The following is a 24,857-nucleotide window of genomic DNA, read 5'->3' as shown; positions in this document are numbered from 1 at the left end:
TGCGATGACCGCACCCACGCTTCCTCATTCCCCACGCGCCCCACGCGATCTCGCCGGTCGCATCGGCAAGGTCGGCGAGGACTCGACGCACACGCGCAAGGGTGCACCGGAGTGGACCGCGCAAGCCATCGTCTGGGGCTTGACGACGCTGCTCGTGCTCGCCAAGCAAGGCACCGTGCTCACGCTCGCCTTCCCGTTGATGGCCACGCTTGCAGCGCTATGGCTCTATTTCAAGAGCCCTGCGCGTTATGTGGGCTTCATGTGGTGGGTCTGGTTTCTGAGCCCCGAAGTGCGGCGTCTCGCGGACTGGGGCAAGGGCGGCTTCACGCCGACTAGTCTCATTCAGATTGCGCCACTCGTCGTCACGATGATCTGCGGCATCACGCTCTTGCGGCAATATCGCGTGCTTGCGCAACGGCGCGGCCTGCCGGTGCTGCTGATGCTGCTCGGTATTGCGTATGCGTATCTCATCGGCGTGGCCGCGAGCGGGCCGATGGCCGCGACTTACGACCTCGCGAACTGGCTTTATCCGGTGCTGATCGGCTTTCACATTCTCGTGAATGCGCACGAGTATCCGAAGTATCGCAAGGTCATGCTCGATACGTTCGTGTGGGGCCTCTTCATCATGGGCGCATACGGCATCGTGCAATTCTTCGTCATGCCGCCGTGGGACGCCATGTGGATGATCGGCTCGCAGATGAACTCGCAAGGCGAGCCGGTGCCGCTCGGCGTGCGTGTATTCAGCACGATGAACTCGTCAGGGCCATTTGCGCTCGTGGTCATGGCCGCGCTGACCTTCGTGATGGCGGGCACGCAGCGCATCAAATGGATTGCTGGCGGTCTCGGCTTCGTATCGTTCGGTCTTTCGCTCGTGCGCTCGGCGTGGGGCGGATGGATCATCTCGATGGTGTTGCAGCTCATCAAGGCAAGCAACCGCGTGCGCTTGCGGATACTGCTTGGCGCTATCGTGCTCGTCGGAATCTCGATCCCTTTGATGACCGTCGGGCCGATTGCCGACCGTCTGGGCACGCGTCTGCAGACCATGACCAACCTGAGCGACGACAGCAGCTACGCGGCACGCAACGAGTTCTATGCGAACTTCATGGTCACCGCCTTCACCGATGTCACCGGCGAAGGTTTTGGCGCTACCGGAACCTCGACGAAACTCGCGAGCGCAAACGGTGATCTTGGCAAATACGGCAGCTTCGATAGCGGCCTCATGAACGTGCCGTTCGTGCTCGGCTGGCCCGGCGGATTGATGTATGTCGCGGGCGTGGGCCTCTTGCTCGTGCGTGCGTTACGCGCTGCATTTTCCCTGCGCGACGACAAGTTCGCGCAAGCGTGCCTGAGTCTTTCATTTTCGATGGTCGGCATTCTCGTGTTCGCGAACACCTTCGTCAGCACGGGCGGATCGTTGCTGTTCATGAGCCTCTTTTCGATCATCGCCGCGCGCCATCATGCCAAGCTCACGCGCCGGCGCGCCACGTTTTCTCCGTCCATCACGAGGTCAAGCCGATGAAGATCGCGATCGTCACGCACGTCGTGCGTCATAACGACGGCCAGGGGCGCGTCAACTACGAGATTGCACGCGCGGCGCTCACGGAAGGGCATGACGTGACGCTGATTGCGTCGCATGTCGCGCCCGAACTGCTGCAAAACCCGCGATTGCGCTGGGTGCGCGTGACAGCAGGCCGCTACTGGCCGACGCGGCTGCTCAAGCAACAGGTCTTCGCCATCAAAAGCGCCTGGTGGTTGCGCACGCATCGCGATGAATACGATGTCCTGCACGTGAATGGCTTCATCACGTGGGCGAAGGCCGACGTGAACACCGCGCACTTCGTGCATGGCGGCTGGACGCGTAGCCCGTATTATCCGTTTCGCTTGAGCGGAGGTGTCTGGTCGGCGTATCAGGTGATCTATAGCCGCATGAATGCGTGGCTCGAAGGATGGGCTTATCGACGCTCGCGTGTGATCGCGGCGGTATCGGAGAAAGTGGCCGAGGAGATACGCGCGGGCGGTATAGAGCGAAATCGTGTCGAAGTGGTTTATAACGGCGTGGACACGGCCGCTTTCTCGCATGCGAGCAAGAACCGCGCGATGTTCAGTCTCCCCGATGACGCATGCCTGTTGCTCTTCGTCGGCGACTTGCGCACGCCGCGCAAAAACCTTCAAACGGTGCTGCAAGCGCTGGTGGGTCTGCCGCGTAGCGTGCAGCTCGTCGTGGCGGGTTATCTGCCGGGCAGTCCTTATCCGGAGCAGGCGCGCATTCTCGGCATTGCGGACCGCGTGCATTTTCTCGGGCTCGTCAAGGACATGCCGACCTTGATGCATTCCGTCGATGTCTTCGTGTTTCCCTCGCGTTACGAAGCCATGAGTCTTTCGCTGCTCGAAGCGCTTGCAGCGGGTCTTCCCGTGGTGACGGCGCAAACGGCTGGAGGCGCGGAGATCATAGGCGACACGTGCGGCATCGTGCTCGACGATCCCGACGATGAACTGGCACTCGCACGCGCCATCGATACGTTGGCGCATTCGCCCGCACGTCGCGCCGAAATGGGCGAAGCGGCGACGCAACTCGCGACCAATTTCAACTGGGCGCGCATGGCGCGTCGTTATCTTGACCTTTATCGCAGCTTCGCGCAGCGTGAGCGTTCACCCGCCCCGCTTGCTGCAACCTCCGCGCAAACAGGCGTCTGACCGCTCAACCCGAGATTATCCCGAGCTTATCCCGAGACTAACCCGACCTTGGACCCACACATGAGCACGCACACTATCAAGTCCCTGCAAATCGGTATGCATTGGTTCCCCGAGCGCGCGGGCGGACTCGATCGCATGTATTACACGCTGGTCGGTGCGCTGCCTGCGGCGGGCGTCGAAGTGCGCGGCGTGGTCGCGGGCTCGCCTCGCGTGGCTGTCGATACGGGCGGCGCGATTCGCGGCTTCGGTCCCGCCGCGCAGTCGTTGCCGCGACGCCTGATGAATGCACGCAACGCATTGCGCGATACCTTGAAGAGTGAGCGTCCCGATGTCGTCTCCTCGCACTTCGCGCTTTATACGTTTCCTGGTCTCGATGTGACGCGCGGCATCGCGCAGGTATCGCATTTTCAGGGGCCTTGGGCGGATGAGAGTCATGTGGAAGGCGCAGACTCGTTCGGGCAGCGCGCGAAATTCATGCTGGAGCGGCGCGTGTATGCGCGTTCCTCGCGGCTGATCGTATTGTCGGAAGCGTTCGGGCAGATTTTGAGCACGCGCTATGGCGTGCCGGAAGAGCGCATTCGCGTGGTGCCGGGCTGCGTGGACGTTGCGCAATTCGACCTGAAGATGACGCGCACCGAAGCGCGCAGGCGTCTGCAATTGCCAGTGGGAAGACCGATCGTGCTCGCGGTGCGGCGGCTCGTGCGGCGCATGGGACTCGAATCGCTGATCGACGCGATGACGCGCGTGAAAGCGAAGATCCCCGATGTGCTACTGCTGATCGCGGGCAAAGGCCGGCTTGCGGACGAGTTGCAGCAGCGTATCGATGCAGCGGGCTTGCAGGATAACGTGCGCCTGCTCGGCTTCGTGCCCGATGAGCAGCTCGCCGCGCTTTATCGTTCCGCCGATGTGAGTATCGTGCCGACAGTCGCGCTGGAAGGCTTTGGCTTGATTACCGTGGAATCCCTGGCTTCGGGAACGCCGGTGCTGGTTACGCCGGTTGGTGGCTTGCCAGAAGCGGTACGTGGACTATCCGAGGACCTCGTGCTGGCATCGACCGGCGCGGATGCTATCGCCGATGGACTGATTGCCGCGTTCGATGGATCGCTCGATCTCCCGAACGAGGCGGATTGCAGGCGTTACGCGTGGGAACATTTCGATCGCGGCGTGATTGCGCGGCGCGTGGCTGCGGTTTATGAGGAAGCGATTGAAGCGGGACCGGTGCATTGAAAAACGATAAAGCGCTTCCGCGGATAACCGCCGAAGCGCTTTTAATCGACGCTCAAGCGCAAATCAGACCGCTACTCGCGCGCTCATATACTCGTACATCCACTCCAACGTGCGATCGATCGGTGTAGCCGGCACTTGCCCGATCACCCGCCGCAACTTGCGATTGGACCCGACGAGCCGCGCGATCTCATTGCGTCTCAAGAAACGCGGATCGACGAATACATCGATCTTGTAGCCGGCTATGCGCGCAAGCATTTCAAGCACCTCGCCAAGCGAATGACTACGCCCGGAGCAGATGTTGAACGTCTCACCTGCGGGCGCCGCTTCGAGCAATTTCGCATAGGCGGCCACCACGTCCCGTACATCGGAGAAGTCGCGCGACACATTCAGATTGCCGAGCGAGATGCGCGCTTCATGCCGTGCGTAGTGCCCGACGATCTTCGGCAACACATAGTCTTCGCTTTGTCCCACGCCTGTATAGTTGAACGGCCGCACGAAGAAGATCGGCAACCGGTCCATCCATAGCCGCGATGCCTGTTCCATCGCGAGCTTGCTGACCGCATAGTCGTTGGCGGGCTTGATATCGACATCTTCATCGATCACTTCCACCGCTGCGTTGCCGTACACATTGGCCGTGCTTGCAAGCAAGACCGCGCGCGGCTTGCGGTCGAGCGTGGCGAGCGCGGCAAGCAGGTTACGCGTGCCGACGATATTCACGAGATAAGTCGTGCTCGGCGTGTTGCCCGTGACATGCGCCGCGCCCGCCAGGTGCACGACGACATCGGGCCGCGCATCGGCGACGAATGACTTGAGGGCGTCAGCGTCGAGCAGATCGACGGGCAGGCCGACGACATTGGGGACATCGGCTTCCGGCGAAGCGGACGTGGTGCCCCAGACGTCGTAGCCTGCGTTCATCAAATGCGCCGCCATGTGGCGGCCCGTGAAGCCGGAGAGCCCGGTTATGAGTGCGCGACGAGGCATGGGCGTTCAGAAGGTAGGCTGCAATTCGTTACGCTTCAGGTCCGCTTCCACCATCATCTGGCAGAGCGCTTCGAGCGTGGTCGTGGGATGCCAGCCCAGCTTTTCGCGTGCCTTGTCCGCGCTGCCAATCAACAAATCCACTTCCGCCGGACGATAGAACTTCGGGTTCACGCGCACCAGCGTACGTCCCGTCGATATGTCGATACCGCGTTCGCGCTCGCCTTTACCGGCCCATTCAAGTTGATAACCCGCTGCGGCAAATGCCATGCGCACGAAGTCGCGTACCGTCTCCGTGCGATTGGTGGCGAGCACATAAGTATCGGGCTCGCTCGCCTGCAGCATGCGCCACATGCCTTCCACGTATTCGGCGGCAAAGCCCCAGTCGCGCTTTGCGTCGAGATTGCCAAGCTCGAGCAACTCTTCCTTGCCGAGCTTTATTTTTGCAACCGTATCCGTGATCTTGCGCGTGACGAATTCACGGCCACGCAACGGCGATTCGTGATTGAACAAGATGCCGCTGCATCCGAAGATGTTGTACGACTCGCGATAATTGATCGTCGTCCAATGAGCGAACAGCTTGGCCACACCATATGGGCTACGCGGATAAAAGGGCGTCTCCTCCGATTGCGGAATCGCCTGCACCTTGCCGAACATCTCCGATGTCGATGCCTGGTAATAGCGGATAGTCGGATCGATCACGCGCACGGCTTCGAGCAGATTGAGTGCGCCTAAGCCCGTGACGCCCGCGGTCGTCGCAGGCTGATCGAAGGAGACGCCCACGAAGCTTTGCGCCGCGAGGTTATAGAGCTCGCTTGCTTCGGCGGATTCGAGCAGACGCAGGTTCGAACCGAGATCGGTCAGATCGTGCTCAACCAGCTTGAGCTTCGGATGCCGGTCTATACCGAGTTCCGCGATACGCCAGAAATTCACCGAGCTCGTGCGCCGATACGTACCGACCACTTCGTACCCCTTGTCGAGCAGCAGCTTGGCAAGATACGCGCCGTCCTGCCCCGATACTCCGGTGATGATCGCCTTGTTCTGCGTGGCCATGGTGTTACCTCGTCGGTGATGTCATGAGGCGATTCTAGGCAAAAGAAATCGGAAAAAAACCTTTAGCAATTTTTAATGAGCGCGCCATTCGGCGCTTAGGAAAAGACGTTTCTTAAGCCATGCGAATGCCATTTAGCAGACGAATATTTTTCGTTTTTTTAGCTTTATTTGGCCTCTAACCTGCAAAGCGTCGGACCGCGACTCTTCTCGTTGATGCGACCAGACGACGTCCCGATGCATCGAGCGCACCCGGCGTGCACGCAGTTTTATCGGAGGCCCCGTTGCAGCGTAATTCGTTCTTCACTTCCGTTTGCAGGCTGATCTGTTTGCCGCTCGCGTGCGTGGCGGCTGGCGCATTCGCGACGCCGCCCGTGCTCGATGCAAAGACATCGTGGATAGGCAATACGTCGGGCTTTGGCGACGGCACATGGACGCAGATCAACATCACGGCGATTGCCGTTGCGCCCGATGGCCGCGTGTTCACCAATGCGCCGTGGGACGAAAGCGGCGCGGAAGCGAGCGTGTATCGCGATGGCCGCATGTCGAGTTACGCCGGCGGCACGCATGGATGGGGCGCTTCCGGCGGCAATGCCGTCGCAGTGAATTCGCGCTATGTATTTGTCGCCGTCGGCGTAGGTAACGAACGAGGCCGGCTCGTCAAGCAAGGCGTGTGGCCGCCTGCGGGCAAGCAGTGGTGGGGCGTATCGCGTCGCGATATCAACGACGTCAAGCGTCCCGTGCCTTTCGGTGCGAGTGCATTGGACGAAAAGGACCTGCGCGCCACGCTGGCGCGCAGCTTCCTCACGATCAACGAGTCGAACGACGCACGACAGGACGTAAGCGGTCTTGCTGCAAGCGAAACAAGGCTTTATGTGGCGAACACGGCGCTGAATCGCATCGAAGTCTATGACGCGCAGTCGATGCAAAAAGAAGCGCAATGGAGCGCGCCGCAGCCGGGGAAAATCGCGCTGTCGGCGGATGGTTCCTTATGGGCGATCGTGGAGAGCAATGGCGATCATCCGCGCATCGCGCATTACGCCGCATCGGGCGCGGTATTGGACGATGCGCCGCGCTTGAATGCCGATAGCAGCGCGGTGGATATCGCCATCGACAGAGAAGGGCGTCTGCTTTTAGCCGATAACGGGCCGCGTCAGCAAGTGTTGTTCTTTTTGCGCAAGGCGAATGCTTATCTCGAAGCTGGCGCGTTGGGCGAGCGCGGCGGCATCTTCTCCGGCGTTGCGGGAACGCCGGGCCCGCGTCGCTTCAATGGCCTGACAGGCGTGGGTGTCGATGCCGCTGGCAACGTCTATGTATCGACGAACGGAATAGGGCCACGCACAGGTTCGACGGGCGCCGGTCTTGGCGCGACGCTGGAAAGCTATGCCGCCAATGGCGCGTTGCGTTGGCAGACGCAAGGGCTTCTTTTCGTCGATGGCGCGTGGATCGATCCGGGCCGCCCCAATAGCGTCTTTACCGGCAACAAGCGGTTCGAGCTGGATCTGTCAAAGCCTGCGGGACAGGACTGGAAATACGCGGGCTTTCTGTCGGGCCGCTTCAAGTATCCCGACGATCCGGTGTTCCACGTCGATCAATGGCCGGGCATGCCTATCGCAAGAAAACTCGATGGCCGCACGTTCCTGTATCTGACCGACATGTATGCGGATCACATGAAGATCTATCGCTTCGATGCGAAGCATGACGGCGAGCTGGCGATTCCATCGGGCTTTATCGCGGGAAGACCACGCCCCGTGCAGAACGTGCCGAACCGCCCCGAAGGCGGCGAGTGGATTTGGCGCGATAGCAATGGCAACGGCCGCTTCGACGAAAGCGAATTCAAGCGCAATCCGGGCACTGCGCGCATGACGGGCGGCTGGGGCTGGTGGGTCGATATCAAAGGCGACATCTGGCGCACGAGCGACGTGAAGGGCATTTATCGCCTGCGCTATGGCGGCCTCGACAAGCAAGGCAATCCTGTCTACGACTACGAAAACATCGAGACGTACCCCGTTCCCGCGCCGTTCACCGAATTGCGCCGCGCGATCTACGACGCGGCAAGCGACACGCTCTATGTCACCGGTTATACAGCGGACGCGCCTTACGACAAGCGCTATTGGAAAGAGGTCGGCAAGCGCCTCGTGCGCTACGACCACTGGTCCGACGGCCCGCATCAACGCTATGCAATCGACTTGCCGTGGGATACGCAGAAGAAGCCGCTATCGACCGTGATTGGTGTGACCGTCGAAGGGCAATACGTGTTCGCGGTCGAGCCTGTTGGCGACGTGCACGTGTTCGACAAGGACTCCGGCAAAGAGGTAGGCGTAATCAAGCCGGGGGCGGAAGTCGGTCATGCGTCGGGCTGGGTGGACGTACCCAATGGCGTGAGCGCCTATAAGCGCGGCGATGGCGAGTACCTGGTGTTCGTCGAGGAAGACGCACGAGGCAAGGTGATGATGTACCGCTGGAAACCCGGCACATGAAGTCGCGAGGAACCGATGGAAAAGAGCATGGTCAGGAACGTCGGCATCAACTTCGTCGGGTTGATCCTGCCGACATTCGTATCGCTTGCAACGGTGCCTGCCTATATCCACCTCGTAGGCGTGGAGCGTTATGGCGTGATCAGTCTCGTATGGACGCTGATCGGCTACTTCGGGATTCTCGATCTCGGCATGAGCATGGCCGCGCAACATCAGATAGCGAAAGCGCATGCGGCCGGGGATATGGCACAGCGCGCGCAGGTCTTCTGGAGCGCGGTGTGGCTCAACTTCGCGACGGGCGTGGCAGGCGGCCTCGCCATCTACTTCGGCGCGTTTCTCTATACGGCGTATGTGGCGCACTCCGCACCGGCCTTGCAGCATGAGGTTTATCGCGCGTTGCCGTGGCTCGCGCTCGCCATTCCCATTGCCAATGTGTCGTGGGTTTTTGCTGGCGCGATCAACGCGATGGAACGCTTCGGCATCTATAACGCCAATCAGACCTTCGGCACTTTCCTGTTCCAGTTGCTGCCGCTCGGTGCTGCGTGGTTCATCGCGGCCAATCTGCAAACGGTGCTGGCTGCCGCGGTCGTCGCGAGATTGCTCGCGGCCATTCTGCTTGGAAGAGCGAGTCTGAAGCTGCTGGCGATACGCCGCATCGATTGGCCGAAGCGTGCCGTTACGGGCGGACTCTTCCGCTTCGGCGGCTGGATGCTGGTCTCAACGATGACCTCCATGCTCACCGATTCGCTCGATCGCGTTCTGCTCGGCGCGCATCTCGGCGCGCGTTTCGTCACGTATTACACGGTGCCGCAGAACCTCGTCACGCGTCTCAACATGCTGCCCAACGCGATGGTGCGCACGCTATTTCCGCGCCTTTCATCGATCGATCGCAGCGACGCCGGCAAGATGGCCGCGACATCGCTCGAATTCCTCAATGGCGTATTTACGCCGCTTGCGATCTTCGCGATGCTCGTGCTCGAACCGTTCCTGCATGTGTGGATCGGCGCTGATCTCGCCATCGCAAGCGCGCCGGTAGGCCGCATTCTCGTGATCGGTGTATGGCTCGTCGGTCAGGCGAGCGTCACGCGCATCCTCATTCAGTCGAAGATCAACCCCGCTTCGGCTGCACGTGCAGGACTCTTCCAGTTGCCGTTCTTCGTGGCGCTCCTATGGTTCGGCATTCAACGATACGGACCGGTTGGCGCCGCAAGCGTGGTTGCCCTGCGAGCGCTTGCGGACTACGCGGTGCTGTTGTGGCTGACCCGTGTGCGCGCAACCCCGATTGCGCTCGACATGCTTGCCCATCTCGCGTTTCTGCTCGCGGGGCTGGTGCTTGGCTATCTGATCGATGCCCTGGCGCATCCGCTCTATGCAATATCCGCAGCCGCCTTGCTCGCACTCGTCGATGCGGGATGGTCCGTGGTGACGCGGCCGGCCTTGCGTGCGTTTTTGCTTGCAGTGTTACGCAAGGCCGGCGCGCGTTTTGGAAGACGCAATCATTTACCGTTGAAGGCGAGGAGTGACGCATGAAAACAAATATCGAAGACGCGTTCATGGGGACCGCGAAAGCGCGTCATTTCCTGCACGAGCCGGCGCCAGCCATGACGCCGGTGCCGCGTCGCGAGCGCAGTATCGCGCGTGCGAACGGTGTACCGCGTATCGCTATCGTGCATGACTGGCTCGTGACCTACGCTGGCGCGGAGCGTGTGCTGGAACAGATGATCGCGTGCTTTCCGGACGCGGATATTTTTAGCGTCGTCGACTTCCTCGAAGACAGAGGGTTCTTGCGCGGCAAGCAGGCGAAGACCTCGTTCATCCAGAAGTTGCCCTTCGCGAAGAAGCGCTATCGCGCATATTTGCCGCTCATGCCGCTCGCGATAGAACAGCTTGACGTGTCCGGCTACGACCTCATTCTGTCGAGCAGCCATGCGGTAGCGAAGGGTGTGTTGACAGGACCCGATCAGGTGCACGTCAGTTACGTGCATTCGCCCATACGCTACGCATGGGACCTGCAACATCAGTATCTCAAGCAGTCGAATCTCACTGCGGGCATGAAGTCGCTGATCGCACGCATGGCGCTGCATTACATGCGTAGCTGGGACATACGTACCTCGAATTCGGTGAATCATTTCATCGCTAATTCGGCTTTCATTGCGCGGCGAATCCACAAGGTTTATCGGCGTTCGTCGCAAGTGATCTTTCCTCCTGTCGATGTCGCCGCGTTCAACGTGTGCGAGGAAAAGGACGATTTTTATTTAACGGCGTCGCGCATGGTGCCGTACAAGAAGATCGATCTGATCGTCGAGGCATTCGCGCAGATGCCTGAGCGCAAGCTCGTCGTGATCGGCGAGGGCCCGGACATGGCGAAGATCCGTGCGAAGGCTACGCCCAACGTGCGCATCATGGGGTATCAGCCGTTCTCCGTGCTGCACGAAAAGATGCGCCGCGCGAAAGCGTTCGTCTTCGCGGCGGAAGAAGACTTCGGCATCTCGGTGGTCGAAGCGCAAGCGTGCGGCACGCCAGTGATTGCCTATGGCAAGGGCGGCGCATTGGAAACCGTGCGCGATGCGTCGGAGGCCGAGCCCACGGGCATGTTCTTTCAGGAGCAGTCGGCGGACGCCATCGTGGATGCTGTCGAGGCCTTCGAAGACGGGACGGTGACGTTCAAGCCAGCCGACTGTCGCAAGAACGCAGAGCGCTTTTCCAACGCGCGTTTCAGGGAGCAGTTCCATGCGCATGTCGCACGCGTGGCGCCGCGCTTCGTTCTTCCTCCGCTGCCGGCCGAGCCCGAGGTTCAGGTCGAAGAAAAGAGCGATTTGCGCGTGCTTGCCGTGGATCAAAGCGGCTCGCTTGGCGGCGCGGAACTCTCCATGCTCGAAGTGGTGAAGAACATGCGCGGCGACGTGCAGACGGTTCTTTTCGACGATGGTCCGTTTCGCATTGCGCTGGAAGCGGTCGGCATCAAGGTAGACGTGCTCGACGGCAAAGCGCTCGGCAATGTTCGCAAGGACGGCATGACGCGTCCCGGCGCGGGCGTGGTGGGCGGCGTCGTCAAGCTCCTGCGCGGCACGCTCGAAAAGTCGCGCAATGCCGATGTCATCTACGTCAACACGCAGCGCGCGATGGTGATCGGCGCCATCGCCGGCCTGATCTCGCGGCGCCCCGTGGTGTGGCATCTGCGCGATATCGTGAGCGAGGACCACTTCGGGCGGACGCAGCTTTCGATCATCAAGTGGTGCACCAAGCTCATGCTCGAACATGTCATCGCCAATTCGACGGCATCGGCGGCCGCGGTCACGGCGCTCACGCGTTTGCGCGAGGAGCGGCTCGATGTCGTGTTCAACGGCATATCGGCGGAGCCTTTCACTAGCATCGAAACGGTGGCGCAGCATGAGTTGCGAGCACGGTTCGGCTTGCCGCAAGATGCGTTTCTCGTCGGATGCTTTAGCCGTCTTGCACGCTGGAAGGGTCAGCATGTACTGCTCGAAGCGTTGCGCGAATGCACGGAGATGCATGCCGTTCTGGTTGGCGCGGCGCTTTTTGGAGAACACGAGTACGAGGCCGAGCTGCGTGCTTTCGTACTCGAACACGGGCTTGCGGACCGCGTGCATTTTCTCGGCTTTCAGGATGACATTGCCGCGTGCATGAAAGCGGTCGATGTGGTCACGCATACGTCGATCATGCCGGAGCCGTTTGGCCGCGTGATCATCGAAGGCATGTTGTCGAAACGGCCCGTTGTTGCGACGCGTGCGGGCGGCGTGACGGATATCGTCGACGATGGCAAGAACGGCCTGCTCTGCGCTCCCGGCGATGCCGCCGAACTGGCGCGCGTACTGGATCGCCTCAAGGACGACTCACCGCTTCGTGACCGTCTGACCGAAAGCGGCTTCGTACACGCAACGAAAAGATTCGGGACCGAGCGATACGTCGAGAGCGTCGAGAGAATCCTTGGAGACGTGGCGGCGAAGGCGAAGAAGCGCGAGCGTAGCTGAGGTACTCGAACTTCGATCAAGCCGCCTTTCGAGGCGGCTTTTTTATTGGCGCTTTATCAACGCGCAATGCGAACGCGTGTCTTCGCAGGTTTCAATCTTGCGGCCCAGGCCATGGCGGGTCGCTCGACAAGCGCATAGAACGCTGCGGCAACCACAACTGCAATGGCGGTAAAAGCAAACGAGGCCCAGATGCCCGTTTGCAAGACCGAATGAAAAAGCACGGACCCAAGCAGCACGAAAATGGGCAGATGCACGACGTAAAGCGAGAAGCTGAACTCGCCGAGCACGGAAAACACGCGCACTGGGCCGCCTTCACGCATGGGCCGATCTAATGCGCCAAACAAATAAACGGCAAACGCCAGCGCCCAAAGCTGAAACGCCAGATATTGCGCAAGCCCGAAGGCAGCGCATCCGCATAGCGCGATGCCAACCGCCACGACTCCCGAGCGCCTCGGTGCGCGCACGTTGCGCGCTTTCGCTTCGGCGATCCATGCTCCAAGCATCCATGAAAGCCAGTAGGACGTGAAGATTACGATCTGCTGGCGCTCGAAGACGAGCGCCGACACGATGTTGACGACAGCGACAAGGCCGACGACCGCCGGCATTCCGATTCGCCTCCGCAATGCAATCACGAGCGGATATACGAGGTAGAACTGCACCTCGACGGAGAGCGTCCATAAGGCGCCATTGGAGCCGAACGTCTTGCCCGCGATTCCCTGCAAGGAAAAGAGATTGATGAGAAAAGCATGAAGATCGAAGGGATTGATCTTGCGGCTTACCGGCTCAAAGCCGACGCTAAGCGAATCCAGCACGAACGTCAGGACCAGCGCGGCAATCAGAACCGGATAGATCCGCACGAACCGCCGTAGCAGAAAATTCAAGCCGTCGAACGGCGCGCGCGGGTCGGCATTCAGGCGCCGCGCCATCGCGCGATGAATGCAATAGCCGCTGATGATGAAGAAAATCGGCACACCGGCCGATCCCCAGGCGACAGGGAACGTGAGGTAACTGACGACTGTGTTGAGGTCGAACGCGGGCGAAGCGCGATGAAACTGCTGCATGCCGACCCACGTAACCTGCCTGCAATGAAAGTACGCGACCAGCAACGCGGCGACACCACGCCATGCGTTGATCGCGACGTCTTTATCGTCGGCGATAGCGTTCGAATTGCGCGCGGAAGTGCGCAGCGCCATGCCGCTTTCGTCGAAGGCCGGGGAGTCGCTCATCGCTTAACCTTAAGGAGCCGAAGGGATCGGCCCATGTTAGAGCAGCAAGAAATCCGTGCCTAAGCAAAAAATTCGGCGCATTTCTTAAGAAAGCAGGCAGCGTAACGGCTTAAAGCGGGCGAATTATTTATCGATTTTTTTCTGCTACGGTGAGCCCTCATCTACAGGCGAATGGGTGTCGATCATGGATATGCATGCAGTCGCCGGCATAGCCGTGCTGCTGGTACTCGTGGCGGCGTCCGCGTACCGCGACGCGTTGCGCAACGACCCTCTCGATCCCTTCCGCAAGAAGGGCTCCAACAATGCGCAGGCATCGCAGATGGAGGAAGCGGAGTAACGTGCGCAACGCTCGAAGCCTGCCGCCAGTGCGGGCGAATTCACAAGAAAAACAGCGCGGGGACAACGTCAATTTTCCGGTTTCGATCTGGAGGAGCAGTCATGCTTAAAGTGACCAAGGCCGTATTTCCAGTTGCAGGTCTCGGCACACGTTTTTTGCCAGCCACCAAGGCGAGTCCGAAGGAAATGCTGCCAGTGGTCGATAAGCCGCTCATTCAATACGCGGTGGAAGAAGCCATTGCTGCGGGCATGACGGAGATGATCTTCGTCACGGGTCGGGGCAAGCGCGCAATCGAGGATCACTTCGACAAATCATATGAGCTCGAAGCGGAACTGGAAGCGCGCAACAAGGCGGTTCTGCTCGATGCGGTACGCAGCATCAAGCCCGCGAACGTGGATTGTTTCTACGTGCGCCAGCCGGCCGCGCTGGGCTTGGGTCATGCGGTGCTATGCGCGGAACGGCTCGTCGGCGGTGAACCATTCGCCGTCATTCTGGCCGACGATCTGCTGCACGGCGCCGAGCCTGTCATGAAGCAACTCGTCGATGTATTCGACCACTATCACAGCTCGGTGATCGGTGTGGAACGCATTGCGCGCGAGGAAAGCGCGTCGTATGGCGTGATCGAAGGGCGCGAATGGGAAGAGGACGTCATCAAGTTGTCGGGTGTCGTCGAGAAGCCACAGCCCGCGCTTGCGCCTTCCAATCTCGGCGTGGTCGGGCGTTACGTGCTGATGCCGAGCATCTTCGATCATCTGCGCAAGACGAAGCCCAACGCGGGCGGCGAGATTCAGCTAACCGATGCTATCGGCTCCTTGCTCGCGGTCGAACAGGTGCTGGCGTATCGCTACTACGGCACGCGTTTCGACTGCGGCAGCAAGCTCGGGTATCTCAAAGCGACGGTACAACTGGCCTTGCAACATCCTGAAGTGCGCGGAGACTTTGAGGCGTATCTGCGTGCGGCGGTATGGGCGCTCATGCCGCAAACAAAGGACGAACCGATGACGCATGCGGAATCGCTACAGGATTCGCTGTGATTGGAAATAGTTCGAATGACGAATCATGATCATCGTAAGGCAAACGTAGTCCTGTAAAGAAGCGTCATATCCAAGGAAGGCAGGTCAACGCTAAAAAGCAGAGGGCGTTAAGGGCGATCCGATCCACGAATCGGTAACTCATGGAGTAGATCGCCCATGCAGGTCCGCGCATTCCATGCGCGCCGGCTATTGGCCTGGATCGTGTCCATCGGCGCTTGCGTGTTGCTGTGCGGATGGACTTCACATCGGCCAGTCAAGCCAGCACGCAAGCATCATGCTTTACACAAGGCCGTGTCGCACGCGAAGCATGTGCACGCCAAGAAGGCATATGCCTTCCAGATCGGCATGGCCAGCTATTACGCCGACGCCTTCCAAGGCCGCCCCACCGCGAGCGGCGAGGCTTACGACGTGAACGCGCTCACGGCCGCGCATCTCACGCTGCCGCTCGGCACTTACGTGCGCGTCAGCAATGCCGCGAAGACGCGGTCGGTCGTCGTGCGCATCAACGACCGCGGCCCCTACCAGAAGGGCCGCGTGATCGATCTTTCGTTTGCGGCGGCGGTATTGCTCGGCCTGCAACACGCGGGTACGGCGCAAGTGGTGATCGAGCGTGTATCGGCGCATGATGCCGTCGCCATGCCCGTGCATCATCGGGCAAAGAGGCGAAGGCACAAGAGGCACCGTTGAGCCGGATACAATGCGCTCTCGCCTGCTTGAGCGCTCTCTGATCCCACTCATGAATCAATCGACCCGGGCAGTCCTCCTCGGCCCGCTTCTCAAGAGCGTTTCGCGCTCGTTCTATCTGACGCTGCGGATTCTTCCGGCGGGCATGCGCGACCCCGTCGCGCTGGCGTATCTGCTTGCGCGCGCCGCCGATACCATCGCGGATACGTCGCTCATCGCGCCGCAACTTCGTCTGGAATTGCTGCTGTCGTTGCGCGCGCAAGTCAACGGCGCACCGGACGATGGCGCGCTGGCCCGCATAGCCGGCGAAGTAGCGGGCCAGCAAGCGCAAGCGGATGAACGCGCGCTGCTCGAATCGCTCGGCGGAGCGCTTGCCATCCTGCCGCAATTGAGCAAGGCCGACCGCGATGCCGTGCGCGATATCGTGGCCACGCTCACAACGGGCATGGAGTTCGACCTGCGCACGTTCCCCGATGAAACCTCGGGCGAGATCGCGGCGCTCGGTGAATTCGACGAACTGGACCGCTACACCTATCTCGTCGCGGGCTGCGTGGGCGAGTTCTGGACGAAGATGACCTACGCGCATATGCCGGGCACGCTCAAGGCCGCGCCGGATATCATGCTCGCGCGCGGCGTGCGCTTCGGCAAGGCGCTGCAGATGACCAACGTGCTGCGCGATTGCGCGCGCGATCTGCGTATCGGGCGTTGCTATGTGCCTTCGTCGATGCTGGCGCGTCATGGCATCGCGCCACGAGAACTGCTCGCGCCCGATGCGTCCGATAAAGCGCGTCCCGTGCAAGACGAGCTGTTGCAAACCACCATCGCGCTCTATCGCGACGCGCTGGCCTACACGATGGCGATTCCATCGAGCGCCATTCGGCTACGGCTCGCGTGCCTGTGGCCGATCATGATCGGGCTGGAAACGCTGGTGTTGCTGGAACGTAACGACGCATGGCTCGACCCGGAGCGCATTACCAAGGTGCGCCGCAACGATGTCTATCGCATCATGGCGGCGTCGATGCCTCTGGTTGCATCGAATGGGCTCCTGAAGGTGTGGGCCGAACGCAGGATCAGCGACATCCAAGCCGCACTCAACGGCGCAGCTCGGCCATGATGCGTTCGGCCAGGAAGTCGCAAGGCGGCCGTTTGGATGCCGCGCTGCGCGCCAGCACCACTTCGAGCGCGGCGATTTCCGGCAGCCCTTGCGCCTGACCGAGTAGCGTGAAATGCGCGGGGACAGCGCACTTCGCAAGCGGCGTGACGGCAAGACCGGCTTCGGCCATCGTCAGGAGACCGAGCAGACTCGGGCTCTCGTACGACGTGCGATAGCCGATACGCGCGCGTTCCAGGCTGCGTATGGCGTTCTCGCGCGCCACGCTGCCCGGCAGGAACACGGCAATGGGCAAGGGACGTTCGCGCCAGATTTCCGTGGCCCCGGGCGCGGCGGCCCAGACCATCGGCTCGTGACGCAGGAATTCGCCGCTCAGACCTTTCACGCGCGTGGCGCAGACCAGATCGACCGAGCCGTCTTTCAGCATCGGCGCAAGCGCCACGCTCGGCAAGCCGACCACCTGAATCTCGACCTTGGGAAAGGTCGCCGAAAACTTCTTGAGGATGGGCGGAAACAGCGACGACGCGTAGTCGTCCGGTACGCCGATCACCACGCGCCCCGTCACGTCCGGCCGCACGACGGCGGCCCATGCTTCATCGCGCAAGGCGAGCATGCGGCGCGCGTAGGTCAGTAACACTTCGCCGTCTTGCGTGGGCGTCACGCTGCGCGGTTTGCGCACGAATAGCGCCTTGCCAAGCGCGGTTTCGAGCGTCTTGATCTGCATGCTGACGGCCGATTGCGACCGATGCACGAGTTCCGCCGCGCGGCTGATGTTGCCCGTGTCCGCGACGGCGACGATCATGGCAAGGACATCGAGGTCGAGTGCTTTCATGCCTGTGTATGACGACTTGGTATCAGAAAATCTGAACGATGTTATCAATATTATGCGATTTTCTTTTAAATTGGCGAACGGCATAGTGCGGGAAAGGAGCGAATCAATGAACGCCCGTACCGATCCCGCCGTACTGTCCGCCTTGCAAGCCTTGCCGGAAGCGTCTTTCGCAACGACCGCGTCCGGCATTTCCGTGCCTTACGTGGATTGCGGAGAAGGCGAGCCGCTCCTGTTCTTGCATGGTTCGCTCTGCGATTACCGCTACTGGAGCGCGCAGATTCTGCCGCTTGCCAGGCAGTTTCGTTGCATCGCGCCGAGTCTCAGTCACTACTGGCCCGCCGTCGATGCCTTCGTGCAGGGCGAATTCAGCTGGGAAGCGCATGTCGCGGAGATGGCGGAATTTATCGAGGCGCTCGACATTGCACCCGTGCATCTGGTCGGGCATTCGCGCGGCGGGTGCGTCGCGTTTCATCTCGCAAGGGAATATCCGCGTCTCGTGAAGACGCTCACGCTCGCGGACCCGGGCGGACCGCTCCAGGTTTCGCCGCAGCCTGCGGCCGCCAGCTTGCCGCCCGCGACCAACGCCTTGCGCACGCGCGTGGCGGAACTCATCGAGATGGGCGAAATCGAGCCGGGGCTGGAACTGTTCGTCGACTCGGTCAGCATGCCGGGCTTTTGGCAAAAGAGCACGCCGGCTTTTCGACGGATGGCGATAGACAACGCGCTTACGGTGCCGAAGCAACTTCGCGATCCCTTGCCCGCTTATACTCGCGACGCCGCGCGCGATATCAAGTGCCGCACTTTGCTGATAGACGGACAAAAGAGCCCGCGCATGTTCCGCAATAACGTCGACAAGCTGGCGGAATGGATTGAATTCGCGGATCGGCAAACTATTGCCGGGGCATCGCACGGAATGAACGTGGCAAGCCCGGCCGCATTCAATCGCGCTATACAGGCGTTTGCCGGTGCCTGGTAATTTCCTTAGCGATTCTTTAGCAAGAACGCTCGTTCGCTCGAAAGTCACGCTTAAGAATATCTTTGGCCATTGCTAAGGAAGTAATGGAAGGCAAGCTTTTATCGTCCGACTTTTTGTCTGCTTGTTGTGGCGGGACAACGCAAACGCGCGGGTCTCGGGCTAACATCATTGCCACCTCATCGCCAAGAAGAGGCCAATGTGAGTACGGGCCAAGACGATCTCGAAGTATGGAAGCGCCAGCGCACCCAGCAATTGGCGTTCGAACTGGCCGATAGCGGTCAATACGAGAATTTCGCCGATATCGCTTATGCGCTGCAATTCGAGCGCGGTCTCGCGACGGCGCAAGCACTCATCGAAAATCCGGAAATGCGTCGCTTGCTGAACGTGCATTGCGCAAATGCGCGTGAAGCGCTCTTGAACGTCAAAGCGCCAGCGCCTGAAAAAATACAGGCGCAATCTCAGCCGGTTTTAGAAACGCCCGAATTACCCACCCTCGAAATCATGGCGGCGCAAGGCGCGCCATCGTTCCTGCGCCGCGCTGCGTTCATGCTCGGGCGAAGCGCACGCGCGGTCGAACCCGTGAACGCCGGGGACTTCAACTCCGCTGCGCCTTGAGCAGATCGAGCCGCAAAAGCCCTGCCGCGTCGCCTTTTCTCTCCTCGATTTGAGTGTGTGGCAGGGGAAATGGCGGATATGCACAGTCAAGTCGCGCCTCAAAACCATTACACTTACCGTAGTGGAACCAGAAGCCCGGGCCGTGCTCGCGCGCGTTCCGGTGTTTGAACTTTGAGGAGGGAAATGTTCGTGGCTAACGAAAAGATGCTGTCGCAAATGGCGGAGAAGCAAGGTTTTATCGCCGCCTTGGATCAAAGCGGCGGTTCGACGCCGGGCGCGCTCAAGCAGTACGGCATTGCAGAAGACGCCTACAACGGCGACGCCGAGATGTTCAAGCTGATGCATGAAATGCGCGTGCGCATCATCACCGCGCCGTCATTCACGGGAGAAAAGGTCATTGGCGCCATTCTCTTCGAAGCCACCATGGACGGTCAGGCAAATGGCAAGTCCGTGCCTGCGTTCCTGTGGGAAGACCGTGGCGTGGTGCCGTTCCTCAAGGTCGACAAGGGCCTCGAAGCGGAAGCCGACGGCGTGCAGGTCATGAAGCCGAACCCCGGCCTCGACGCGCTGCTGGAACGCGCCGTCAAGCTCGGCATCTTCGGCACGAAGATGCGTTCGGTCATCAAGGACGCGAACGAAAAGGGCATCGCCGCAGTCGTGAAGCAGCAATTCGAAGTGGGCAATCAGATCATCGGACACGGTCTCGTGCCCATTCTCGAACCCGAAGTGTCCATCAAGAGCACGGACAAGAAGGGTGCGGAAAAAATTCTGCGCGACGAATTGCTGAAAGGTCTCGACGCGCTGCCGGAATCCAGTCAGGTGATGATCAAGCTGACCATCCCCGATGAAGTGGACTTCTACGCGCCGCTGATCGAGCATCCGCGTGTCGTGCGCGTGGTGGCGCTTTCGGGCGGCTATACGCGCACCGACGCATGCCAGCGTCTGGCGAAGAACCACGGCATGATCGCGAGCTTCTCGCGCGCGCTTATCAACGAACTGAAGAAGTCGATGAGCGACGAAGAGTTCAACGCGACGCTCGGCGAGTCCATCGACGAGATCTACGAAGCATCGGTCGACAAGGTTTGATGCTTCAGTGGCAATGAGGCGTGCTGTCTGCCCTCATCGCCACGATCATGAATCGGCGCGTGTCGTCGATGGCGGCGTCTGTACGATAGGCGCGGCAGCCCGGAACAACTCTTCGCGGCAGCCGCTCCTCGGCGGATAGATCCGCTCCCCGTTGATCGTGCGCTTGGTCGCCTTGGCGGCCTCGCCTTCCGACACCAGCTTGCGTTCCCATCCCTCCGTATAGACCGCGCCCCACGGGCCCAAGTCGCAGACCGTCGTGTACCAATCGATCTGCAACGGCAGCATCTCTTCTCCGTATAAATCGCAGACGGCGTTATTGCCGGCGTAGCGGCCCATCGGCCGGCCATGCTGACACGACATGACCGAAGGCCGTTTGCCGTCGATCAGCACGCGTGCGCAATCGCCCGCCGCAAATACGCCGGGAACGCCCGTGACGCGCAGATAGGCATCGACGGGCACGCGGCCCATGGAATCGAGTCCGACGGGAAGCTGGCTCGCTAATGCGTTGGCGCGCATGCCGCCGCACCAGACCACGGTGCATGCCTGGATGTAATCGGCATTGACGCCGTCCGAAAGCGAAGCGCCGTGTCCGTCGAGTTCTTCCAGCGATACGCCTGGCCTAAGCTCGACGTCGAGCGAGGTCATGGCCTGAACGACGACGCTTTGCGCGCCGCCCATCGATTGCGCGATTTTCGGCGATCGATCCGCGAGCACCACGCGCACCTTGTCGCGATCCGCTTCGCCCACGATCTCACGCAGGCGGCCGGGCAATTCCGCCGCGAGTTCGATTCCCGTCAGGCCTGCGCCGATCACGACAGCCGTATAGCGTCCGGGCGAGTCGGGCAATGCGGGCAGGGTGGACAGATGCGCCTGGAGCTTGCAGGCGCCCGCATAGGTATCGACGTCGAACGAGTGGCGATCCAGCCCGGGAATTTCCGGGCGTACCAGTTCGCTGCCTACCGCGAGGATGAGCCGGTCGTATTCCAGCGAACCTTCTCCGTCTTCCCGCGTGAACATGACGCGCCGATTCGCGCTATCGACCGTGTGCGCGGTCGCCTGGACGAAGCGCACGCCGGTCGGACCGAACACGCCGTCGAGCGGCACGAGCGTGGGATCGAGCGGTTGCTCGTAGTTGCGCACGCGCACGCTGTGATAAGGCTGCGGATTGAGGACGACCACTTCGGCCTGATCCGCTGGTTGCTGCAATTCATCGAGTTTGCGCGCGGCGGCGAGCGCGCTCCATAGTCCGGCAAAACCCGCCCCAACGACCACGATTCGCTTCAAGGCATTGCCTCCTTTGCAAACCGAACGTTCGATCCATTTGACATGATGTGTCGTGGACAACGTCCTGCTTACTTTATAGGCGATGCGCTAAGCAATTTCCTGTCGATGCTAAAGAACTGGAGTTTTCAGGCCTGGATTAGTCGCGATTTCACCAAAACTGATTTCGTGGATTAAGTATTTACCCTAAGCGAAGCACTCACTAAACTCTCTTCAACGGTCGCACACGAGCAAATGCCAAGTGAGCGACAGCCCCAAAAACCTAAGCTGGAGGGTATCAATCATGAACAAGCTCATTGGAATCGCAGCAGTTGCCATCGCTTTCGCCGCACCGGTTGCTTCTTTCGCACAATCGAACCAACCGCTTACGCGCGCTGAAGTTCGCGAACAGATCGTTCAGTTGGAAAAGGCCGGTTATAACCCCGGCTTCGTGAGCGACTCGCACTATCCGTCGGACATTCAAGCTGCTGAAGCGCGCGTTGCGGGTCAAGGCAACTCGTTTGGCGGTGCGACTGAAGGCTCGGCGCAAGCCGGCTCGCGTGCGGTGCAAGCCGACGTGTTCCCGACGTTTGCGCATCACTAAGCAACAGGTAGTCTCGCTATAAAGAAAGCGCTCGCAATTGCGGGCGCTTTTTCTTTGGCTAGAGCAAGCGCTAAAGCAAGCGCTAAAGCAAGCGCTAAAGAAAACGCTAAAGCGGAAAGCCGCCCGCAAAGGTCTCACGCAAATAGCCGATGAAAAGCGCGACCGCACGCGGCACATGAGGCGCATAAGGACGCACGACATAAAGCTGATCGGCGAATGTGCCCACGCAGCGCCAGTCCGGCAGCAACACCACAAGCTTTCCCGCCTGCACCGCGGCTTGCGCGCTGAAGTCGGGCAACAGCGCGATACCCAGATCGTCGAGCGCGGCATCGCGCAGCACTTCGCTATTGTTCGCGGAGAATGGCCCGTTGACCGCAAGCGTATGAGGCCCGGCCGCCGTCTTGCGCGCGCCCTTACGCACGAACGACCACACGCCCGATGTCTGCGCGCGCGGATAAAACAGGCAGTCGTGCACCGCGAGATCGGCGGGCGTTGCGGGCATGCCGCGCCGTTTGAGATATGCATGTGTCGCCACGATCACCGAATGGGTATCGCACAACTTCCACGCGACATGCGTTTCCGGCGCTTGCGCGCTGTGCCGGATGGCGAGATCGAAGCCCTCCGTCGCAATGGAACTCAACCTGTCCGATGCTTCCAGTTGCACCCGCACTTCCGGATGCGCATGCAGAAAGCCCGCTAAACGCGGCACCAATTGCTGACGCGCGAACGCCATTGGCGCGGTGACGCGGATCAAGCCGCGCGCCACGCCCGCCATTTCCCTCACGCTCGAAAAGCTCGCGGCGATATGCTCGTACTGCGTGCGTGTATCGTCGACGAGGCGCCGTCCTGCCTCCGTGAAGCGCACGCTGCGCGTGGTGCGCGTGACGAGCGGCACGCCTGCCGCGCGCTCCAGTTCGGCGATACGCTGACTCATCGCGGCTTTGCTCACGTTGAGCCGCGCCGCCGCCGCCGTGTAGCTGCCCTGCTCGGCGAGCACCGTGAGCCAATGCAGATGCGTCCAGAGCCCTTCGACTTTTTGTGCGTCCATGCGCGGGGATTGTTTGCCGTTATGAACAATGAGTTCAATCATAACGCGTTCGCGGCGCACGATTCCGTCCTACACTCTTGGCATTGACACTTCTGGACAGGAGACGAAATGCAAGCGTATAACGACACCGCCGACGTGGTTCACTTCATTCATGGCGAACGCGTGAATGGCTCGGGCGCCCGCTCGCAGCCCATTTTCAATCCCGCGACGGGCGAGCGTCCGCGCAAGCTCGTGCTCGGCGAAGTCGCCGATGTCGATGCCGCCGTCGAGAGCGCGAAAGCCGCGTTCCCCGCATGGCGCGATACGCCGCCCATTCGGCGCGCGCGCGTCATGCTGAAGTTCCTCGAACTCATGAACCTGCGTCGCGATGAACTCGCGGCGATCATCACCGCCGAGCACGGCAAGGTCTTTACCGACGCGCAAGGCGAAGTGTCGCGCGGTATCGACGTGATCGAATTCGCTTGCGGCATTCCGCAATTGCTGAAGGGCGATTACACCGAACAAGTCTCCACCGGCATGGATAACTGGACGACGCGTCAGCCGCTCGGCGTCGTCGCGGGCATCACGCCGTTCAACTTCCCTTGCATGGTGCCGTGCTGGATGTTCCCCGTGGCCATTGCAAGCGGCAACGCGTTCATCCTGAAGCCGAGCGAGCGCGATCCGTCCGCGTCGCTTTTCATGGCTAATCTGCTGAAGGAAGCGGGTCTGCCGGATGGCATTTTCAACGTGGTGCAAGGCGACAAGGTCGTGGTCGATGCATTGCTCGAACATCCCGATGTGCGCGCGATCAGCTTTGTCGGTTCGACGCCTATCGCCAACTATATCTACGAGACCGGCGCGAAGCACGGCAAGCGTGTGCAGGCGCTCGGCGGCGCAAAAAATCACATGGTCGTGATGCCGGACGCCGATCTCGATCAGGCTATCGATGCGCTCATCGGCGCGGGCTATGGCTCGGCGGGCGAGCGCTGCATGGCGGTATCGGTCGCGGTGCTGGTGGGCGACGTGGCGGACAAGATCGTGCCGCGCCTCGCCGAACGTGCGCAGCAGCTCGTCATCAAGAACGGCATGGAGCTGGATGCCGAAATGGGGCCGATCGTCACGCGCGCCGCGCTGGAACGTATCGAAGGTTATATCGCGCTGGGCGTGGATGAAGGCGCGAAACTCGTCGTCGATGGACGCGGCCACAAGGTTCCCGGTCACGAAGACGGCTTCTTCACGGGCGGCACGCTGTTCGACCATGTGACGCCGAACATGCGCATCTACAAGGAAGAAATCTTCGGGCCGGTGCTTTCATGCGTGCGCGTGAAGGACTTCGGCGAAGCCGTGGAACTCGTCAATGCGCACGAGTTCGGCAACGGCGTCGCCTGCTACACGCGCGACGGTCACGTTGCGCGCGAGTTCGGCCGACGCATCGAAGTGGGCATGGTCGGCATCAACGTACCCATTCCCGTTCCGATGGCATGGCATGGCTTCGGAGGCTGGAAACGCAGTCTCTTCGGCGACATGCACGCTTATGGCGAAGAAGGCGTGCGCTTCTATACGAAGCAAAAGTCCATCATGCAACGCTGGCCGGAAAGCACGGAAAAGGGCGCGGAATTCGTGATGCCGACCGCGAAGTAAGACATA

21 protein-coding genes are annotated in these 24,857 nt (G+C 60.7%); 15 read left to right on the top strand and 6 right to left on the bottom strand.

Features of this window, described 5'->3' with window-relative positions:
* The first annotated feature begins 4 nt into the window (after positions 1 to 4).
* Genes NCT04_RS27220 through NCT04_RS27210 form a run of 3 tightly spaced genes read left to right on the top strand, consistent with a single transcriptional unit; the run spans position 5 to position 3,921 of the window.
* The gene (locus NCT04_RS27220) at positions 5 to 1,519 is read left to right on the top strand and encodes a glucose-6-phosphate isomerase (RefSeq protein ID WP_250468648.1); all 1,515 of its coding nucleotides are present in this window, start codon (positions 5 to 7) and stop codon (positions 1,517 to 1,519) included.
* The gene (locus NCT04_RS27215) at positions 1,516 to 2,694 is read left to right on the top strand and encodes a glycosyltransferase family 4 protein (protein ID WP_250468647.1); all 1,179 of its coding nucleotides are present in this window, start codon (positions 1,516 to 1,518) and stop codon (positions 2,692 to 2,694) included. Before NCT04_RS27220 ends, NCT04_RS27215 begins: the two co-directional genes overlap by 4 nt.
* A 60-nt stretch (positions 2,695 to 2,754) precedes the next feature.
* Positions 2,755 to 3,921 (top strand): glycosyltransferase family 4 protein, encoded by a 1,167-nt coding sequence (locus NCT04_RS27210; RefSeq protein WP_250468645.1) that lies wholly within the window; start codon positions 2,755 to 2,757, stop codon positions 3,919 to 3,921.
* 63 nt (positions 3,922 to 3,984) lie between these two features.
* Here the strand turns inward: NCT04_RS27210 and NCT04_RS27205 are convergent, their stop codons facing one another.
* Together NCT04_RS27205 and gmd are read right to left on the bottom strand one after the other, a co-directional pair.
* On the bottom strand, positions 3,985 to 4,902 hold the full coding sequence (locus NCT04_RS27205; protein WP_250468644.1) for a GDP-mannose 4,6-dehydratase: 918 nt from the start codon (positions 4,900 to 4,902) through the stop codon (positions 3,985 to 3,987).
* Between the two features lie 6 nt (positions 4,903 to 4,908).
* A complete protein-coding gene (gmd, locus tag NCT04_RS27200) occupies positions 4,909 to 5,952 on the bottom strand; it encodes a GDP-mannose 4,6-dehydratase (RefSeq protein ID WP_250468642.1) in 1,044 nt (347 codons plus the stop codon).
* Positions 5,953 to 6,233: 281 nt separating this feature from the next.
* Between gmd and NCT04_RS27195 the strand changes: the two genes are divergently transcribed.
* The 3 genes from NCT04_RS27195 to NCT04_RS27185 are packed head-to-tail and all read left to right on the top strand — an operon-like array spanning position 6,234 to position 12,418.
* Entirely contained in the window at positions 6,234 to 8,429 is a 2,196-nt protein-coding gene (locus NCT04_RS27195) for an NHL repeat-containing protein (protein ID WP_502800703.1), read from the top strand.
* Between the two features lie 15 nt (positions 8,430 to 8,444).
* Positions 8,445 to 9,956, top strand: coding sequence for an oligosaccharide flippase family protein (locus NCT04_RS27190; RefSeq protein WP_250468640.1), 1,512 nt, complete (start codon positions 8,445 to 8,447; stop codon positions 9,954 to 9,956).
* Positions 9,957 to 9,979: 23 nt separating this feature from the next.
* Complete coding sequence (locus NCT04_RS27185; RefSeq protein WP_502800708.1) at positions 9,980 to 12,418, top strand: glycosyltransferase family 4 protein; 2,439 nt, start codon at positions 9,980 to 9,982, stop codon at positions 12,416 to 12,418.
* 56 nt (positions 12,419 to 12,474) lie between these two features.
* On the opposite strand, the gene NCT04_RS27180 is transcribed toward NCT04_RS27185, so the two are convergent.
* Positions 12,475 to 13,611 (bottom strand): acyltransferase family protein, encoded by a 1,137-nt coding sequence (locus tag NCT04_RS27180; protein WP_250469492.1) that lies wholly within the window; start codon positions 13,609 to 13,611, stop codon positions 12,475 to 12,477.
* Between the two features lie 217 nt (positions 13,612 to 13,828).
* Here NCT04_RS27180 and NCT04_RS27175 point away from each other — a divergent pair, with 217 nt between their 5' ends.
* From NCT04_RS27175 to NCT04_RS27160, 4 genes are all read left to right on the top strand, one after another.
* Positions 13,829 to 13,981, top strand: a complete 153-nt coding sequence (locus NCT04_RS27175; RefSeq protein WP_244829986.1) for a hypothetical protein — start codon at positions 13,829 to 13,831, stop codon at positions 13,979 to 13,981.
* Between the two features lie 101 nt (positions 13,982 to 14,082).
* Positions 14,083 to 15,015 carry a UTP--glucose-1-phosphate uridylyltransferase GalU gene (gene galU / locus NCT04_RS27170; protein WP_244829987.1) on the top strand — a complete coding sequence of 311 codons (933 nt, stop codon included), beginning with the start codon at positions 14,083 to 14,085 and terminating at the stop codon, positions 15,013 to 15,015.
* 156 nt (positions 15,016 to 15,171) lie between these two features.
* Positions 15,172 to 15,702: a septal ring lytic transglycosylase RlpA family protein gene (locus NCT04_RS27165; protein ID WP_250468630.1), complete on the top strand. Its 531-nt coding sequence runs from the start codon at positions 15,172 to 15,174 to the stop codon at positions 15,700 to 15,702.
* A 49-nt stretch (positions 15,703 to 15,751) separates the two neighbouring features.
* Positions 15,752 to 16,813 (top strand): phytoene/squalene synthase family protein, encoded by a 1,062-nt coding sequence (locus NCT04_RS27160; protein ID WP_250468623.1) that lies wholly within the window; start codon positions 15,752 to 15,754, stop codon positions 16,811 to 16,813.
* Here the strand turns inward: NCT04_RS27160 and NCT04_RS27155 are convergent.
* Complete coding sequence (locus tag NCT04_RS27155; RefSeq protein WP_250468621.1) at positions 16,791 to 17,642, bottom strand: LysR substrate-binding domain-containing protein; 852 nt, start codon at positions 17,640 to 17,642, stop codon at positions 16,791 to 16,793. The two genes, NCT04_RS27160 and NCT04_RS27155, sit on opposite strands and share 23 nt — an antisense overlap.
* Before the next feature lie 106 nt (positions 17,643 to 17,748).
* Between NCT04_RS27155 and NCT04_RS27150 the strand changes: the two genes are divergently transcribed.
* From NCT04_RS27150 to NCT04_RS27140, 3 genes are all read left to right on the top strand, one after another.
* Complete coding sequence (locus tag NCT04_RS27150; protein WP_250468619.1) at positions 17,749 to 18,618, top strand: alpha/beta fold hydrolase; 870 nt, start codon at positions 17,749 to 17,751, stop codon at positions 18,616 to 18,618.
* Between the two features lie 198 nt (positions 18,619 to 18,816).
* Positions 18,817 to 19,233, top strand: a complete 417-nt coding sequence (locus NCT04_RS27145; RefSeq protein WP_250468617.1) for a hypothetical protein — start codon at positions 18,817 to 18,819, stop codon at positions 19,231 to 19,233.
* 189 nt (positions 19,234 to 19,422) lie between these two features.
* Complete coding sequence (locus tag NCT04_RS27140; RefSeq protein ID WP_244829993.1) at positions 19,423 to 20,319, top strand: fructose bisphosphate aldolase; 897 nt, start codon at positions 19,423 to 19,425, stop codon at positions 20,317 to 20,319.
* A 45-nt stretch (positions 20,320 to 20,364) separates the two neighbouring features.
* Here the strand turns inward: NCT04_RS27140 and NCT04_RS27135 are convergent, their stop codons facing one another.
* Positions 20,365 to 21,603, bottom strand: coding sequence for an NAD(P)/FAD-dependent oxidoreductase (locus tag NCT04_RS27135; protein ID WP_250468615.1), 1,239 nt, complete (start codon positions 21,601 to 21,603; stop codon positions 20,365 to 20,367).
* A 280-nt stretch (positions 21,604 to 21,883) separates the two neighbouring features.
* Between NCT04_RS27135 and NCT04_RS27130 the strand changes: the two genes are divergently transcribed.
* Entirely contained in the window at positions 21,884 to 22,183 is a 300-nt protein-coding gene (locus NCT04_RS27130) for a DUF4148 domain-containing protein (RefSeq protein WP_244829995.1), read from the top strand.
* Between the two features lie 106 nt (positions 22,184 to 22,289).
* Here NCT04_RS27130 and NCT04_RS27125 read toward each other — a convergent pair whose 3' ends face one another.
* Entirely contained in the window at positions 22,290 to 23,231 is a 942-nt protein-coding gene (locus NCT04_RS27125; RefSeq protein ID WP_244829996.1) for a LysR family transcriptional regulator, read from the bottom strand.
* A gap of 108 nt (positions 23,232 to 23,339) precedes the next feature.
* Between NCT04_RS27125 and NCT04_RS27120 the strand changes: the two genes are divergently transcribed.
* Positions 23,340 to 24,851: a CoA-acylating methylmalonate-semialdehyde dehydrogenase gene (locus NCT04_RS27120; RefSeq protein ID WP_250468613.1), complete on the top strand. Its 1,512-nt coding sequence runs from the start codon at positions 23,340 to 23,342 to the stop codon at positions 24,849 to 24,851.
* Positions 24,852 to 24,857 lie beyond the last annotated feature (6 nt).

The organism is Caballeronia sp. GAFFF2 (genome assembly GCF_023631485.1).
GTDB lineage: Bacteria > Pseudomonadota > Gammaproteobacteria > Burkholderiales > Burkholderiaceae > Caballeronia.
This window is presented reverse-complemented; position numbering and strand designations above follow the sequence as displayed.

What these genes read in the sequence shown, in the direction of transcription:
- NCT04_RS27220 (WP_250468648.1), top strand. Translation starts at nt 5, where the DNA reads ATGACCGCACCCACGCTTCCTCATTCCCCACGCGCCCCACGCGATCTC.
- NCT04_RS27215 (WP_250468647.1), top strand. Translation starts at nt 1,516, where the DNA reads ATGAAGATCGCGATCGTCACGCACGTCGTGCGTCATAACGACGGCCAG.
- NCT04_RS27210 (WP_250468645.1), top strand. Translation starts at nt 2,755, where the DNA reads ATGAGCACGCACACTATCAAGTCCCTGCAAATCGGTATGCATTGGTTC.
- NCT04_RS27205 (WP_250468644.1), bottom strand. Translation starts at nt 4,902, where the DNA reads ATGCCTCGTCGCGCACTCATAACCGGGCTCTCCGGCTTCACGGGCCGC.
- gmd (WP_250468642.1), bottom strand. Translation starts at nt 5,952, where the DNA reads ATGGCCACGCAGAACAAGGCGATCATCACCGGAGTATCGGGGCAGGAC.
- NCT04_RS27190 (WP_250468640.1), top strand. Translation starts at nt 8,445, where the DNA reads ATGGAAAAGAGCATGGTCAGGAACGTCGGCATCAACTTCGTCGGGTTG.
- NCT04_RS27185 (WP_502800708.1), top strand. Translation starts at nt 9,980, where the DNA reads ATGGGGACCGCGAAAGCGCGTCATTTCCTGCACGAGCCGGCGCCAGCC.
- NCT04_RS27180 (WP_250469492.1), bottom strand. Translation starts at nt 13,611, where the DNA reads ATGGCGCTGCGCACTTCCGCGCGCAATTCGAACGCTATCGCCGACGAT.
- NCT04_RS27175 (WP_244829986.1), top strand. Translation starts at nt 13,829, where the DNA reads ATGGATATGCATGCAGTCGCCGGCATAGCCGTGCTGCTGGTACTCGTG.
- galU (WP_244829987.1), top strand. Translation starts at nt 14,083, where the DNA reads ATGCTTAAAGTGACCAAGGCCGTATTTCCAGTTGCAGGTCTCGGCACA.
- NCT04_RS27165 (WP_250468630.1), top strand. Translation starts at nt 15,172, where the DNA reads ATGCAGGTCCGCGCATTCCATGCGCGCCGGCTATTGGCCTGGATCGTG.
- NCT04_RS27160 (WP_250468623.1), top strand. Translation starts at nt 15,752, where the DNA reads ATGAATCAATCGACCCGGGCAGTCCTCCTCGGCCCGCTTCTCAAGAGC.
- NCT04_RS27155 (WP_250468621.1), bottom strand. Translation starts at nt 17,642, where the DNA reads ATGAAAGCACTCGACCTCGATGTCCTTGCCATGATCGTCGCCGTCGCG.
- NCT04_RS27150 (WP_250468619.1), top strand. Translation starts at nt 17,749, where the DNA reads ATGAACGCCCGTACCGATCCCGCCGTACTGTCCGCCTTGCAAGCCTTG.
- NCT04_RS27130 (WP_244829995.1), top strand. Translation starts at nt 21,884, where the DNA reads ATGAACAAGCTCATTGGAATCGCAGCAGTTGCCATCGCTTTCGCCGCA.
- NCT04_RS27125 (WP_244829996.1), bottom strand. Translation starts at nt 23,231, where the DNA reads ATGGACGCACAAAAAGTCGAAGGGCTCTGGACGCATCTGCATTGGCTC.
- NCT04_RS27120 (WP_250468613.1), top strand. Translation starts at nt 23,340, where the DNA reads ATGCAAGCGTATAACGACACCGCCGACGTGGTTCACTTCATTCATGGC.